Here is a 15543-nt window from a genome sequence, read left to right as displayed (position 1 = left end):
ATGGTGAGTCATGCAGGATTCGAACCTGCGACCCTCTGATTAAAAGTCAGATGCTCTACCAACTGAGCTAATGACTCATTTTCTAAGTCGTTTTCTTTTCTGACGACGCTTATTATAATATCACGATATTATATAAAAAAGCAATACTATTTCTATATAAATTTTCATAAAAATATTTTTTGATTTATTGAGCAGCATAAACCTCTATTTACTACATGACAAAAGGCTGGATATCCAGCCTTTTATCATCTATGCAATTATTACCTCCAAGGATTATTAACAACATTTGTTTGTGTACGATCAGGACCTACAGAGAAAGTAGCTAATGGAACACCGACTAATTCAGATACACGCTCTACATACTTACGTGCATTAGCTGGAAGCTCCTCTAGTGTTCTACATTCTGTAATATCTTCTGTCCAGCCTGGAAGCTCTTCATATACTGGCTCACATTCTGAAATTGCGTTTAAGCTTGCAGGATATTCTTGGATTGTTTCACCGCGATATTTGTAAGCAACACAAATTTTCACTTTTTCAAGCCCTGTTAATACGTCAATAGAGTTTAAAGAAAGATCTGTAATACCGCTTACACGACGAGCATGACGAACAACGACAGCGTCAAACCAACCTACGCGGCGTGGTCTTCCTGTTGTCGTACCATATTCACGGCCTACTTCACGAATTTGGTGGCCAATTTCATCATGTAATTCAGTTGGGAATGGACCATCTCCAACACGGCTTGTATAGGCTTTACATACACCTACTACATGGTCAATTTTTGTTGGACCCACACCAGAACCAATTGTTACACCACCAGCTACAGGGTTAGATGAAGTAACAAATGGGTATGTACCTTGGTCAATGTCTAGCATGATTCCTTGAGCACCTTCAAATAATACGCGTTTTCCTTCATCAAGTACATCATTTAAAACAACAGATGTATCACAAACATATTGCTTAACTTGTTGTCCGTACTCATAATATTCATCTAAAATATCTTCAACTTTAAATCCTTCTGTTTCATAAAAACGTTCGAACAGAAGATTTTTATCAACAAGATTCTTTGTTAATTTTTCTTCGAAAATTTCACGATCTAAAAGGTCTGCCATACGGATACCAACACGCCCGACTTTATCCATATATGCAGGTCCGATCCCTTTTATTGTTGTTCCAATTTTATTTGCACCTTTGCGATCTTCCTCTACTCTATCTAATTTAATATGATATGGAAGAATTACATGCGCACGATTAGAAATACGAAGATTATCTGTACTAATTCCATGCTCATGCAGGTAAGCAATCTCTGTAACAAGAGCTTTTGGGTCAATTACAACCCCATTACCAATGACACAGATTTTATCACTATTAAAAATCCCTGATGGAATTAGGTGAAGTTTATATGTTACTCCGTTAAACTTAATCGTATGCCCTGCATTATTACCACCTTGATAACGTGCAACGGCTTCCGCGCTTTCGGATAGAAAATCTGTAATTTTACCTTTACCTTCGTCTCCCCATTGTGTACCAACGACTACAACTGATGACATTTTATTAAAGCACCTCCAAAGGTTCACTAACTATTCCTTATCAAACAAACCTATTTTACCAAGAAGAGAAATGGAAAGTCAATAAACTTCCGAACATTATAAAATTCTACAAAATCTTTGTTCGTATATTTCTATATTAATAGAGGGTACTGCCTCTATCATTGCTCGTCTTTTTCAATTCCTTTGAACTTTTATTCACGATATAAAATAATCCCCGCCCACTAAACGTGAGGCGAGGATTATTCTACGCTCCTGGCGGCATATTAGAGTCATCAAAACGACGTTCTAGATTGACGAACTTATTATATTCCTTAACAAAAGCAAGCGAGACAGTACCTACTGGACCATTTCTTTGTTTAGCAATAATAATTTCAATAATATTCTTATTCTCGGATTCTTTATCATAGTAGTCATCTCGATATAAGAACGCAACGATATCAGCGTCTTGTTCAATACTTCCTGATTCACGAATATCCGACATCATCGGACGCTTATCTTGACGTTGCTCTACACCACGTGAAAGCTGTGATAAGGCAATTACAGGCACTTCGAGTTCTCGAGCTAACGCTTTAAGCGACCGTGAAATTTCTGATACCTCTTGCTGACGATTTTCACCTGAGCGGCCATTCCCTTGAATTAACTGCAAGTAATCAATCAAAATCATTCCAAGACCATTCTCCTGCTTCAAGCGGCGACATTTGGAACGAATTTCACCGATTCGAACACCTGGTGTATCATCAATATAAATACCTGCATTAGACAAGCTTCCCATTGCCATCGTGAGCTTCCGCCAGTCCTCATCCGTTAAAGCACCTGTTCGTAAGTTCTGTGCATTAATGTTTCCTTCCGCACAAAGCATACGCATAACAAGTTGCTCTGCTCCCATCTCCAAGCTAAAGATTGCAACGTTCTCATCCGTTTTCGTTGCAACGTTTTGAGCAATATTTAGCGCAAATGCAGTTTTACCAACAGATGGACGAGCGGCAACAATAATTAAATCATTACGCTGGAACCCAGCTGTCATTCGATCTAATTCAGCAAAGCCGGTAGGAATCCCTGTGACATCACCTTTACGGTTTGTTAGTTCTTCAATATTATCATAGGTACGTACAAGCACATCTTTAATATTTTGGAATGAACCGCTATTTTTACGCTGGGCGACTTCCATAATATTTTTCTCAGCTTCGCCAAGTAAATCCTCTACCTCATCCTCACGACTGTATCCTTCTTGAGCAATATTCGTTGCTGTTCGAATCAAGCGACGCAGCAATGATTTTTCTTCAACGATACGTGCATAATACTCGACATTAGCCGCAGTCGGCACAGAACCAGCTAGTTCACTTAAATACGTAACTCCGCCGATTTCTTCTAAACTTTTAGTGGCTGCCAATTCTTCTGTTACAGTAATTAAGTCAACAGCCTTTCCTTCATCATTTAACTTAAGCATTACATTAAAGATTTTCTGATGCGCGCTACGATAGAAATCTTCCGGAATTAATACCTCAGACGTAACTGTTAATGACGAAGGTTCTAAAAAAATCGCACCTAACACCGCCTGCTCTGCTTCTATATTTTGTGGCGGGATACGATCTTGAAATTGTTCATTCATATTTAAGAGCCTCCTGTCCTCAGAGGTTATTAAGAAAAGCCCAAGGCACCCCTTTTATCGGCAATAAGCATAATGATAAGCGCTAAGGCGTTCTTTGCCTTCTGAAGTGCTCATCTAGGCCATAGAACCGATAGCGCCCGGAGCTAGATACCAAAACATATCGAAAATTTATATTCTCTTACCTTATTAAGAATAAGCGTAAGACAAGATAACAATTTTATCTACTATTCATAGAAAAAGAAAAAAGTGAAAGGACGTACTGCCCAATCACATTTTTTCGTCTATCTCTATTTTATCAATTTTCTACAGATAAGATAGGAGTAAAATTTTCTACTACTTAAAATCACACTAGATTTACTTAATTTCTTTTACATGAACAGTTAGTGTAGCTGTTACTTCATGATGAAGTTTCACTGGGAATTTCGTATGTCCTAAAGAACGAATGCCCTCTGGTAAATCCATTTTACGTTTGTCGATTTTAATACCATGTTTCTTTTGAAGTTCATCAGCAATTTGTTTCGTTGTAATCGATCCAAATAATCGGCCGCCTTCTCCTGCCTTTGCAGAAAGCTCAACTGTTAATTTCTCTAACGTTTCTTTCAACTCTTTTGCTTGTTGTAACTCTTCTGCAGCTAGCACTTGCTCTTTATTTTGTTGTGCCTCTAATGTTTTGATATTTGCATTATTCGCTTCTACTGCTAATCCTTGCTTTAATAAGAAGTTATGTGCATAGCCGTCCGCTACGTTTTTCACTTCTCCCTTTTTCCCTTTACCTTTTACATCTTTTAGAAATATAACTTTCATTCTTTTTGTCCTCCTTCTAAGTATTCATCAATAGCTTCAAACAATCTTTTTTCTACTTCTTCAACAGAGCCAATTTGCTGAGCTGCTGCATTCGTAAGATGGCCGCCCCCGTTCATCATTTCCATAATCACTTGAACATTAATATCACCAAGTGAGCGAGCGCTGATTCCAACTGTGTCTTCAGAACGCTTTGCTATCACAAATGACGCTGACACTCCATCCATTGAGAGAAGTGTATCGGCTGCTTGCGCAATTAATACTTGATTATGAATGGCATTATCTTTAGAGGTGGCAATCGCAATTCCTTGCTTATAAAAGGAAACCTCCTTAATCAACTTCGCTCGTTCAATATACGTATCAACATCTTCCTTTAAAAACTTTTGCACAAGAACAGTATCCGCTCCACGTGCCCGCAAATAAGACGCAGCATCAAACGTACGTGAGCCTGTGCGAAGTGTAAAGCTTTTCGTATCCACAATAATTCCAGCAAGCAGCGCTGTTGACTCCAGCATATCAATTTTACTTCGTTTTGGTTGATATTCAAGTAATTCGGTCACAAGTTCGGCTGTAGAAGATGCATAAGGCTCCATATAAACAAGTAAAGAATGATTAATGAACTCTTCGCCACGACGATGATGATCAATCACAACTACTTTATCGATGCGGTTTAACACGCGCTCATCCATCACCATCGATGGCTTATGTGTATCCACTACAACAAGCAATGTTTCATCAGTAACCATTTCTAATACTTCATCCGGTGAAATAAAGCGTGTATATAATTCCGGCTTATTTTCAATTTCAGCCATTAAACGAAGAACGCTATTATCGAGCTGTTGTCGATCAATGACAATATATCCATCGCGCTCATTCATTTGAGCTACTTTTAAAATCCCAATAGCTGATCCAATTGCATCCATATCGGGATTTTTATGGCCCATAACAATCACTTTGTCGCTTTCAAGTACCATATCCTTTAAAGCGTGAGAAATAACGCGAGCCCGCACTCTTGTGCGCTTCTCCATTGGATTTGTTTTACCGCCAAAGAATTTTACTTTTCCATTTGACTGCTTAATTGCAACTTGGTCTCCACCACGGCTTAATGCCAAATCTAAGCTTGATTGAGCAAGGGCTCCTAGTTCAGGTAAAGAGGAAACACCAGAACCAACACCAATACTTAAAGTGAGCGGAACATTTTGCTTCGCTGTCGTTTCGCGAATCTCATCTAATATTGTAAACTTTCCTTTTTCTAATTGGTGAAGAATATTTTCATTGAAGACTGTTATAAAACGCTCAGATGATGTTCGTTTCAAAAACACGCCATTTTCTTTTGCCCATTTATCAAGCAAAGAAGTAACTAAACTATTCAGGCTGCTTTTACGTTGGTCATCCATGCCCTGTGTTAACTCATCATAGTTATCTAAATAAATCGTTGCAATAACCGTTCTTTCATCTTCATACGTTTTTTCTATTTCTACTTGCTCTGTCACATCGAAGAAATACAGTAATCGTTCATCTCGTTTATGAATGACTTTAAATTTACGCTCATTTAATGTCACTATGTCCATCTCAATTTCTTGCTTTACAAGCGGTACAAGAGACTCTGCGACATCATACAGCGACCTTCCTGCGAGCGAATCCTCGGCAAAACAAGACGCTAAAAATGGGTTGGTCCATTCAATATAATGATCGTCATTAATTAACATAATCCCAATCGGCATTTCTAATAAGGCTTCCTCACCGACTTTCTTTAATCGGTAAGATAAGGTTGTAATATACTCTTCTGTTCGACGTTGATGTAGAATCATTTTTTGTATCGTCAAATAAAATAAGCCTGATACGACAACTACTCCAATGGCTGCGATTATCCAATTATAATACGCAAACATACCTATACATAAAACAGCGACAATAAACAGCCCATATAATGGAGATCGCATCGAACGCTCCTTAAAAAAAGATGGCATAATTTCAGCTCCTAAAAGCATCTGGTTTACTAAAGCTACTTCGACTTCGTAATTGCCTCACGAAACGGAAATCCTAAATCTATTATACCTAATATCCGGACGATAGTAAGGAAAATTGGATTTAGTAACGATACAATGGTAATTAAGATAGGTACAAATTTTACCCAGCCTTTCACATAACTTATATAAAAAACAAGTGAAAAGCCTTGCAAAAGGATAAATAATTGCAAAATAAACATCAAATTTAATATCGCCATATTCACATAGCTATGATCATCCGTATTCACGAAAAAAGTAGCTACAAGTGTAATTAAATAATACCATAAAATACTTTTGGGAAGGCGAAGTTCACGAAAAAGCGGCCATTTCACCACTTTGTCACTAAATCGTTTGATAAACGGTTGAGAAGCTAGAATGAATATATACGCCATTACCATTGCAGAAATAACTAGCATACTTGGAATCAGCATCGGAATCATCTCAATCGAATCACGCATTTGCTGCTTCACATCATCTGTTACATTTTGCCCAAGCATATCCATCATATCAAAGGATGTTTCCATCGATTCTTCAACCATCGTTAACGTTTCATCTACTACATTGATGTCTAATATGATATTCGTGGCAATAAGGATAAGTAAACTCCCGACTAAAAAAGCAAGAACTGAACTAATAAACATCTGAATTGTTGATTTATTATGTTTCACATGATATCCGATAACGATTCCCAGTACTCCCGTTAACAAAACGGTAGGCAAGGATAAAATAGTTCCAATAACGATCCCCAGTACAGAGGCCACAGCTAAAAACCCGATTGACCAAGAAATGGTTTCTTTAATCATTACTAATACAAAAGGGATGGGTAACAAGAAAAAAGTAATCATTCCTAGGAACGGGATATTTATCGTTATAAATAATAAAATACTGTACAGAGCTAAAAGCATACCGCCTTCAGCGATTTTCTTTCCTTTATTCAATCCTTCACATCCTCTCCATCCAACATATTTTCTTATGTACTGCTTTTATTGTAGCTGTTTCTACTATAGAATTTCAAACATCGCTTATATTCCCATTTTAAAAACAATAACTTGGTTCCATAATTTGATTAGGCAGCAACATATCCTCCTCAAAAATTAACTCCAACGATGATTAGGAGGATAAATAAAACAGTTATATATACAAAACCTCCGCCGACTCCAAAGCTATTACAATCTGACATAAAATCCTCTCCTTACTTTTAAGGAGACATTTACTATAGGTTATATCATGCCTATGCGCTACCTAGATAAATATCACACCTGCATGTGCACAATATGATTTAACAGATCTTAGATTATAAAAAAAGACACATTGGGAAAACTCCCAATGTGTCTTTTTATTTGAATTATTCACCAGATACATATGGTAATAATGCCATAGTACGTGCGCGTTTAATAGCAATCGTTAATTTACGTTGGTATTTAGCGCTTGTACCTGTTACACGACGTGGTAAAATTTTACCGCGTTCTGAAACGAATTTTTTAAGTAAATCTACATCTTTGTAGTCAATGTTAGTGATTCCGTTTGCTGTGAAATAACAAACTTTACGACGTTTAGCACGTCCACCTCTACGTCCACCTGCCATGTTCATTTCCCTCCTCAAATTTTAGTACCTTCAAATGTATTAGAATGGAAGATCATCATCGGAAATGTCGATTGTTTTACCGTCATTTGCGAATGGATCATCATCTACACGAGTGAAGTTATCATTGTTGCGTTGATTCTGATTTGGATTTGGATTTCCTCCAAACGGATTATCATAGTTGTTATCGTTATAACTTCTTTGAGCTCCGTAAGAACCGCCTTCATTTCTTCCACCCGCTGAACTGCTTCGTGGTTCAAGGAATTGAACGCTATCAGCTACAATCTCTGTTACATATACGCGTTTGCCGTCTTGTCCCTCATAATTACGTGTTTGGATACGTCCATCCACGCCAGCTAAACTACCTTTTTTCAAATAGTTTGCTACATTTTCTGCAGGTTTACGCCAAACTACACAATTAATGAAATCCGCATCACGATCACCTTGCTGGTTCGAAAACGTTCGATTAACAGCTAAAGTAAAGGTAGCTACAGGTACTCCATTTGGTGTATATCGCAAATCAGGATCTTTCGTTAAGCGACCTACTAAAACTACGCGATTCATCATCAGAATCAACCCCTACATTACCGAATATGCCTCACGTGAAACATATTGTGGAATTTATATTAAATGTTAAATTAAGCTTCAACTTTTGTTGCCATGTGGCGAATGATGTCTTCGCTGATTTTTGCAAGACGATCAAATTCTTGAATCGCAGCTGCATTAGAATCAGTTTTAACAAGTACGTAGTAACCGTCACGGAAATCATTGATTTCGTAAGCAAGACGACGTTTACCCCATTCTTTAGCTTCTACTGTTTCCGCTCCATTGTCAGTAAGGATTGTGTTGAAACGTTCAACTAAAGCTTTTTTAGCCTCTTCCTCAATGTTTGGACGGATGATGTACATAATTTCGTATTTTCTCATCACTGTCACCTCCTTTTGGTCTAAGCGGCCCAATTGGGCAAGGAGCAATTATTTATAATTACTCACAAGATAAGATTATAGCATGTTTTTTTAGGCTTTGCAACGAACAAAAACGAAAGTACTCAAACTAGAAGAATCGATACTATGTTTTCACTTCTACATTCATATTAATACAAGAGTTAAAAATGGATTCCCAAAAAAGGAAATCCATTTTCATCTAGTTATTAAACGTTAAAACGGAAATGGATGACATCACCGTCTTGAACGACATAATCTTTACCTTCTAAGCGGACTTTTCCTGCTTCTTTTGCCGCATTGTGACTGCCCGCTGCTAACAAGTCTTCGTAAGCAACCGTTTCTGCACGGATAAATCCACGTTCAAAATCTGTATGAATAATACCAGCACATTGTGGAGCCTTCATGCCTTTACGGAATGTCCATGCACGAACTTCTTGTACACCAGCCGTGAAGTATGTTGCAAGACCAAGCAAATGGTAGGAAGCACGAATTAATTGATCTAAGCCAGACTCTTCAATGCCTAGCTCAGATAAGAACATCGCTTTTTCTTCCCCATCAAGCTCTGAAATCTCTTCTTCAATTTTTGCACAAACTACGATTACTTCTGCACCTTCATTAGCTGCATATTCGCGAACTTGCTGTACATATTCATTTCCAGACGGATCAGCAATTTCATCTTCACTTACGTTTGCCACATACAGCATTGGTTTGATTGTTAATAAGTGCATTCCTTTAACCACTTTTGATTGCTCTTCTGTAAACTCAACCGTACGAGCTGGCTTTTCTGCCTCTAACGCTTCTTTTAAAGCAACAAGAATTTCATGCTCAAACATAGCATCTTTATCCTTTTGCTTCGCCATTTTCGCTACTCGCTCAATTCGTTTATCAACAGATTCCAAGTCAGCAAGAATTAACTCAAGATTAATAACTTGAATATCATCAATTGGATCAACCTTACCTGATACGTGTGTAATATTTTCGTCCGCAAAACAACGAACAACCTGACAAATTGCATCTACTTGACGAATATGTGAAAGGAATTTATTTCCTAGCCCTTCCCCTTTACTTGCTCCTTTTACAATCCCAGCAATATCCGTGAATTCAAAAGCAGTTGGTACAACTTTCTTTGGTTGTACAAGTTCCGTTAGTTTTTGTAAACGATGATCAGGTACTTCTACAATACCGACATTTGGGTCGATTGTACAAAAAGGATAGTTAGCAGATTCTGCACCCGCTTGTGTAATTGCATTAAACAATGTCGATTTACCTACGTTCGGCAAACCGACGATACCAGCTGTTAAAGCCATTTATCTTCACTCCTCTAAATTACGAACTTAAACCTTTCCCAATTATAGATTTCACATTATAAAAAGACAAGCCTATTCCTAGGGTAGACTACACTATCTCCATAAAAAAAGCATGATTATTCTTCATGCTTCAATAAAACTTTTTTCATTTTTTTTACAAATTCCCGTCTTGGCAGCATTACACTATGGCCGCATCCCTCACATTTTATACGAATGTCCATTCCTAAACGGATAATCTTCCACTTATTCACACCGCAAGGGTGCGGCTTTTTCATTTCCACAACATCATATAATGCAAATTCTTTCTCTTCCATGCTCACACCGATCCTTCCTCGCCACTATCTAACGTTGATTTTATGCCAAACTCATCTAAAACAGGCCTTAATTCTTTCCTAATCAAACGACTGACTTCATCTTGCTTGGTTGGTTGCGTTTCCGTAGTAATTCTAAGAACAATTTCACCCGAGTCAAGTATTTCACTTTCCTCAAGCTCCAGTACTTTCACAATTTCATCTACTTTTCTTTCTAACTGACCTAATTTCTCATATATAAGCTTCTCAGCTAATTCAAGCCGATCATCATTAGCGATAGTCATATCTACGATAGACACGCTATTTAAAATCGAGTAGTTCGTCACTTGAAGAATACTTCCATTCGGAATAAGATGTAACTCTCCTGTCTTACTTTTCAACTTTGTCGTTCGCAGTCCAATTTCAAGGACTTCACCTTCAAACGTATTAATTTTAATATAATCTCCTACGGAAAACTGATCTTCAAAAATAACAAAAAAACCGGAAATTATATCTTTGACCAAGCTTTGCGCTCCAAAACCAACAGCAAGTCCAACAATCCCCGCCCCAGCAAGCAATCCTTTTACAGCAAATCCACAGTACTCTAGAATCATAATGGCGGATATAAAGTAAATTACGTATGTAATAATATTTTCTAGTAACTTTAATAATGTCGTTTCTCTTCGTTCATTTGTCCGAAGCGGGCTTTTTGCTCGAACAAGAAAAATGTTACGAAGTGTCTTTTTTGCCACTGTAATTATGACCTTTGATAGCACCAATACAAGGATAATTTTAATAATCGTGTCTGTTAGGGCTATCCATGTCGCCTCATTTGAAATTTTATCCATAAATTGATTATACATACGCGCTGAATAATCCATACATTCCCACCTATCTCTTTCAATAAAACAATCTATATTATTTTATCATCAATAAACTCTTTTTCTACAAAAAGCTATACACAATAACATAGTAAAACGATATTTTTTTATAAGTCTGCAGGAATATATTGGGACCCTCTTTAATATATACTATTAGGATATTCTTAATAAAGAACCATATACTTCCGCTTAACATCCCTCATTTTAGCTACTTGTACGTATAATTTTCCATTTTTTGCCGTATACTGATTACTAATCATTTTAGAAAGGAGTGGGGCCTATGACGATAAATTCTAGTATATTTAATCATGACAATAGACTGAGCCGCATTCTACACGAGGACTCAGATGCATCATACAAAATATCAAAAGAATTACTAAATCTTCTTCCCAAAGAAAAACTCCAACCCATTGTCTTTGTATGCATCGGTACAGATCGTTCAACAGGTGATTCTCTTGGCCCACTAGTTGGTACACTTTTAAAAGAAAAAAAGACGTCTACCTCTTCCTTCTATGTATACGGTACGTTAGCAGAACCCATTCATGCCATGAACTTAGAGGAAAAGTTAGCTGAAATTGAGAAGCTGCATACTAATCCATTTATTATTGGAATTGACGCTTGTCTCGGTAAAGTAAGAAGTGTTGGCATTGTCCAAATTGGAGAAGGGCCTGTTAAACCAGGGGCTGGAGTTAATAAGGAGCTACCATCTGTCGGTCATGCCCATATCACAGGAATCGTAAATGTTAGTGGGTTTATGGAATTCATGGTTTTACAAAATACCCGCTTAAACCTTGTGCTAAATATGGCTAGAACAATTGCAGATGGCATTCACTCCACCCAGCTTCAATTTAACCTCAAACATAATTTTCAACCACTTCCTTGGTCCATCAATCAAGAAAAAACGTTATAAATGAAAAAACGTGAGTGGTTTTACCGACTCACGCAGCATATTTAATGACCCCAAAAAGGGAAGGTGTGGGAAATCCCCGTCTTTCCTTTTTTTCATGGCTATCATTAATGAATATTGTTGATTGATACAATTTTGGCTCATTCGTATAAAACCATGGTTTCACACGAATGAGTCAAAAATCAACGACATTATTTAACAAAACCTTTTCCATATTATAAAAATAAATAAACAAACGATACGAATATACCAACGACTAAAATTCCAGGCAGCAGGTTAGCAGCTCTAATTTTGGTTAATCCTATAATATTCAGCCCAATAACAGCAATCATTAACCCGCCTGTAGCTGTCATTTCAGCAATAAACATGTCCATCAGCCCCGATGGAATCCACCGATCAATTTGTGTTGCTAAAAGAGCAATAACCCCTTCATACAAAATAATAGGAACAGCTGAAAACAAAACGCCAATTCCTAATGTACTCGAAAGAATAATCGCTGTAAATCCATCAATAATGGCCTTTGTAATTAACACTGTGTGATCATTCCGAATTCCACTATCTAAAGCACCTAAAATAGACATTGCTCCAATACAAAAGATAAGCGTCGCTGTCACAAACCCTTGTGAAACAGACATTCCTTCTGTTTGTTTCATTTTACTTTCAATCCATTTTCCTAACGCATTTAAATGTTTCTCTATATCAATCCATTCTCCAATGACTGCTCCGATTACAATACTTAAAATAACAATTAAATATTGTTCACTTTTAAAGGTCATTTGTAATCCCATAACAGCGACTGCTAAACCAATCCCGCTCATTACAGTTTCTTTCACTTTTTCAGGAATATTTTGTAGAAACCTACCTACAATTGCTCCGATCGCAATACATGCTGCATTCACTAATGTTCCTAATAAGACCATAATCTCTCCGCCAGTTGTTATTATCCATTCTCTTGATTAATTAATTCTAATATACGAGTTAAATCTTCTTGAGAGAAAAATTCGATTTCAATTTTTCCTTTTTTCTTACTTTGTTTAATTGTCACAGTTGTCCCTAATTTCTCACGAAGATTCGTTTCATACTCTTTAATAAAAATATCTTTCTTTGTTTGCTCTTTTTTCTTTGTTTCACGTGAAACGCCCTCATTTAATTGCTGAATGTATCGTTCTAATTGACGAACATTCATCTTTTCTTGCATCACCTTTGAAACAACTATATTTAATTTTTCTTTTTTCTTTAAAGAAAGCAAGGCTCGTCCATGCCCCATTGAAATCTTGCCTTCTGAAATATAATTTCGAATTTCTTCCGGCAATGTTAATAGTCGAACATGATTGGTAATATGGGGACGACTTTTTCCAAGACGCTTTGCCAGTTCATCTTGAGTGATATTTAATCGCTCTAGTAATAGTTGATAAGCAAACGCTTCCTCAATTGGATTTAAATCTTCTCTTTGTAAATTTTCCAAAACAGCAATCTCCATCATTTGCTGCTCGCTAAATTCCCTCACCACAACAGGTACAGTTTTTAAACCAGCCTCTGTTGCTGCACGGTATCGCCTTTCACCGACAACAATCTCATAGCCTTTAATACTTTTCCGGGCAATAATAGGCTGTAAAATACCATGTACAAGAATGGATTGCTTTAGTTCTTCAATTGCCTCTTCATCGAAGATTTTTCTTGGCTGGTAAGGGTTCGGTCTTAATTCTTTTAACTTCACTTCTTTAATAACTTCATCTTTTTCGACTTCAACCTTTTCAACATTATTAAACAATGCATTAATCCCTTTGCCAAGTCCTCTAGCCATTTACTACCACTTCCTTTGCCAATTCTAGATAAACCTCCGCCCCTTTTGACTTTGGGTCATATATAATAATCGGTTCTCCGTGGCTTGGCGCCTCACTTAAACGAACATTTCGTGGAATAATTGTACGATAGACTTTATCTTGGAAATATTTCTTTACCTCATCAATAACTTGAATACCTAAATTTGTTCTAGCATCAAACATCGTGAGTAAAACACCTTCAATTCTCAAATCCTGATTTAAGTGCTTTTGCACAATTCGAACCGTGTTAAGCAGCTGACTTAAACCTTCTAAGGCGTAGTATTCACATTGTACAGGAATTAAGACAGCATCCGCAGCAGTAAGTGCATTTAACGTAAGCAAGCTTAATGATGGCGGACAATCAATCAAAATATAATCATATTGCTTAGCAACCTCTTCTAAAGCCCGCTTTAAACGAATTTCCCTTGAAATGGTTGGCACAAGTTCAATTTCAGCTCCTGCTAACTGAATCGATGCTGGAATGACATCTAGATTTTCAATCTTCGTTTCTTTAATGACAGCACTTGCTTCCACATCATCCACTAATACATCGTAAATACATTGTTCCACATCCGATTTATCAATCCCTGCACCACTTGTTGAATTTCCTTGTGGATCAATATCTACAAGCAGTACTTTTTTTCCTATATAGGCTAAACAAGCACTAAGATTAACGGTTGTTGTCGTTTTTCCGACACCGCCTTTTTGATTCGCAATGGCAAGAATCCTACCCACAAAGTCACCTACTTTCGACACAAATCTATCTCTCTATCTATTATCTATTTTATCATGAATAATTTACTAAAATCTTATAAATATTGGTTATTTATTAGATTACCTTTTCACATAGATTTGTTTTAATGACCCTTTCCTCGCTATACTAAAAACGACACAGAATTAATGAAAAAGAAGCTTGGTAATCCAAGATTACCAAGCCGCTCACTATTTAAGGTCTTTTCTTCGGTATTTTAATTGTAAATTGATAATAATCATCGAAATCTTCTTCTTCTGTATCTACATTAATTCCATTATCTGTAACCATATTTAAAGATTGGCGAATCGTGTTGACCGCAATTCGCATATCTTTACTAAAAGCTTTACGCTTTGGCTTTGGTTTCGGTTTTTGATTAGAATTGGAGAGTAGTTTAACTACACATTCTTCTGTTTGCTTGACATTTAAACCCTTCTCGATAATTTCTTCTAAAAGCTTTACCTGCATCATCGGATTTTTCAAAGGGATTAACGAGCGGGCATGCCGTTCAGTAATTTGTTTTTGAAGAAGAGCATCTTGAACTTCTTGTGGAAGCTTAAGTAGTCGGAGTTTATTCGCAACTGTAGATTGCCCGATACCAAGTCTTTGAGCTAATGCTTCCTGGGTTAAACTATGTAATTCAATTAGCTTACCATAGGCAATAGCTTCTTCGATTGGTGTTAATTCTTCACGTTGTAAATTTTCAATTAAAGCAACGGAGGCTGTTTCAGCATCATTAAATTCTTTCACAATAACAGGGGCTTTTTCCCAGCCTAACTTCTTCATTGCACGGTAACGACGCTCACCAGCAATAATTTCAAACTTCCCTTGCTCATATTCTCTAACAACAATCGGTTGAATAATCCCATGTGTATGAATGGTTTGAGCTAGTTCAGCAATTTTCTCTTCATTAAAAACAGTTCTTGGTTGATAACGGTTAGGCACAATCTCAGAAATGGAAATTTCCCTGATGCCTTCTTGACTGCTAGGTGTCTCTATCTCTAGTTGTTCTTCCTTTTCACCAAATCCAAAGAACCGCGAAAAAGGATGCTTCATCTCCATACACCACCTTTTAAAACTCCCAATTAACAT

The 15543-nt window shown here is 37.0% G+C and carries 17 protein-coding genes and 1 tRNA gene; 1 reads left to right on the top strand and 17 read right to left on the bottom strand.

Annotated elements, in window-relative coordinates; genetic code table 11:
- Position 1: 1 nt before the first annotated feature.
- From D1953_RS17050 to D1953_RS16990, 13 genes are all read right to left on the bottom strand, one after another.
- Positions 2 to 77 (bottom strand) — tRNA-Lys (locus D1953_RS17050).
- Positions 78 to 260: 183 nt separating this feature from the next.
- Positions 261 to 1547, bottom strand: coding sequence for an adenylosuccinate synthase (locus D1953_RS17045; RefSeq protein WP_119118365.1), 1287 nt, complete (start codon positions 1545 to 1547; stop codon positions 261 to 263).
- Positions 1548 to 1791: 244 nt separating this feature from the next.
- Complete coding sequence (gene dnaB / locus D1953_RS17040; RefSeq protein WP_119118364.1) at positions 1792 to 3156, bottom strand: replicative DNA helicase; 1365 nt, start codon at positions 3154 to 3156, stop codon at positions 1792 to 1794.
- Between the two features lie 354 nt (positions 3157 to 3510).
- A complete protein-coding gene (rplI, locus tag D1953_RS17035) occupies positions 3511 to 3960 on the bottom strand; it encodes a 50S ribosomal protein L9 (RefSeq protein WP_119118363.1) in 450 nt (149 codons plus the stop codon).
- Positions 3957 to 5927: a DHH family phosphoesterase gene (locus tag D1953_RS17030; protein ID WP_119118362.1), complete on the bottom strand. Its 1971-nt coding sequence runs from the start codon at positions 5925 to 5927 to the stop codon at positions 3957 to 3959. Before D1953_RS17030 ends, rplI begins: the two co-directional genes overlap by 4 nt.
- A 35-nt stretch (positions 5928 to 5962) precedes the next feature.
- Positions 5963 to 6904, bottom strand: coding sequence for a YybS family protein (locus D1953_RS17025; protein WP_119118361.1), 942 nt, complete (start codon positions 6902 to 6904; stop codon positions 5963 to 5965).
- A gap of 149 nt (positions 6905 to 7053) precedes the next feature.
- Positions 7054 to 7146 carry a YjcZ family sporulation protein gene (locus tag D1953_RS17020; RefSeq protein WP_119118360.1) on the bottom strand — a complete coding sequence of 31 codons (93 nt, stop codon included), beginning with the start codon at positions 7144 to 7146 and terminating at the stop codon, positions 7054 to 7056.
- 165 nt (positions 7147 to 7311) lie between these two features.
- Positions 7312 to 7551: a 30S ribosomal protein S18 gene (rpsR, locus tag D1953_RS17015; protein WP_119118359.1), complete on the bottom strand. Its 240-nt coding sequence runs from the start codon at positions 7549 to 7551 to the stop codon at positions 7312 to 7314.
- Positions 7552 to 7590: 39 nt separating this feature from the next.
- Complete coding sequence (gene ssb, locus D1953_RS17010) at positions 7591 to 8115, bottom strand: single-stranded DNA-binding protein (protein ID WP_119118358.1); 525 nt, start codon at positions 8113 to 8115, stop codon at positions 7591 to 7593.
- A gap of 71 nt (positions 8116 to 8186) precedes the next feature.
- Positions 8187 to 8474: a 30S ribosomal protein S6 gene (rpsF, locus tag D1953_RS17005; RefSeq protein WP_119118357.1), complete on the bottom strand. Its 288-nt coding sequence runs from the start codon at positions 8472 to 8474 to the stop codon at positions 8187 to 8189.
- A 224-nt stretch (positions 8475 to 8698) separates the two neighbouring features.
- Complete coding sequence (gene ychF, locus D1953_RS17000) at positions 8699 to 9799, bottom strand: redox-regulated ATPase YchF (protein ID WP_119118356.1); 1101 nt, start codon at positions 9797 to 9799, stop codon at positions 8699 to 8701.
- 116 nt (positions 9800 to 9915) lie between these two features.
- Positions 9916 to 10113 (bottom strand): DUF951 domain-containing protein, encoded by a 198-nt coding sequence (locus D1953_RS16995; RefSeq protein WP_119118368.1) that lies wholly within the window; start codon positions 10111 to 10113, stop codon positions 9916 to 9918.
- Positions 10114 to 10115: 2 nt separating this feature from the next.
- Entirely contained in the window at positions 10116 to 10970 is an 855-nt protein-coding gene (locus D1953_RS16990; RefSeq protein ID WP_119118355.1) for a mechanosensitive ion channel family protein, read from the bottom strand.
- Positions 10971 to 11250: 280 nt separating this feature from the next.
- On the opposite strand from D1953_RS16990, the gene yyaC reads away from it, so the two are divergent.
- Positions 11251 to 11880 (top strand): spore protease YyaC, encoded by a 630-nt coding sequence (gene yyaC, locus D1953_RS16985; protein WP_119118354.1) that lies wholly within the window; start codon positions 11251 to 11253, stop codon positions 11878 to 11880.
- Between the two features lie 212 nt (positions 11881 to 12092).
- Here yyaC and D1953_RS16980 read toward each other — a convergent pair whose 3' ends face one another.
- The 4 genes from D1953_RS16980 to noc form a co-directional block, all read right to left on the bottom strand.
- A complete protein-coding gene (locus D1953_RS16980; RefSeq protein WP_119118353.1) occupies positions 12093 to 12797 on the bottom strand; it encodes a DUF554 domain-containing protein in 705 nt (234 codons plus the stop codon).
- A 20-nt stretch (positions 12798 to 12817) separates the two neighbouring features.
- Positions 12818 to 13681 carry a ParB/RepB/Spo0J family partition protein gene (locus D1953_RS16975; RefSeq protein ID WP_119118352.1) on the bottom strand — a complete coding sequence of 288 codons (864 nt, stop codon included), beginning with the start codon at positions 13679 to 13681 and terminating at the stop codon, positions 12818 to 12820.
- Positions 13674 to 14435 (bottom strand): ParA family protein, encoded by a 762-nt coding sequence (locus tag D1953_RS16970; protein WP_119118367.1) that lies wholly within the window; start codon positions 14433 to 14435, stop codon positions 13674 to 13676. The genes D1953_RS16975 and D1953_RS16970 overlap by 8 nt, the downstream gene beginning before the upstream one ends.
- Positions 14436 to 14646: 211 nt before the next feature.
- Entirely contained in the window at positions 14647 to 15507 is an 861-nt protein-coding gene (noc, locus tag D1953_RS16965) for a nucleoid occlusion protein (protein ID WP_119118351.1), read from the bottom strand.
- Between the last annotated feature and the right edge of the window lie 36 nt (positions 15508 to 15543).

Origin of the sequence: Peribacillus asahii (genome assembly GCF_003570725.1) — a bacterium.
GTDB classification, from domain to species: Bacteria; Bacillota; Bacilli; order Bacillales; family DSM-1321; genus Peribacillus; species Peribacillus asahii.
Note: the sequence above shows the minus strand (reverse complement) of the source record. Positions and strands in the feature narration are given on the sequence as shown.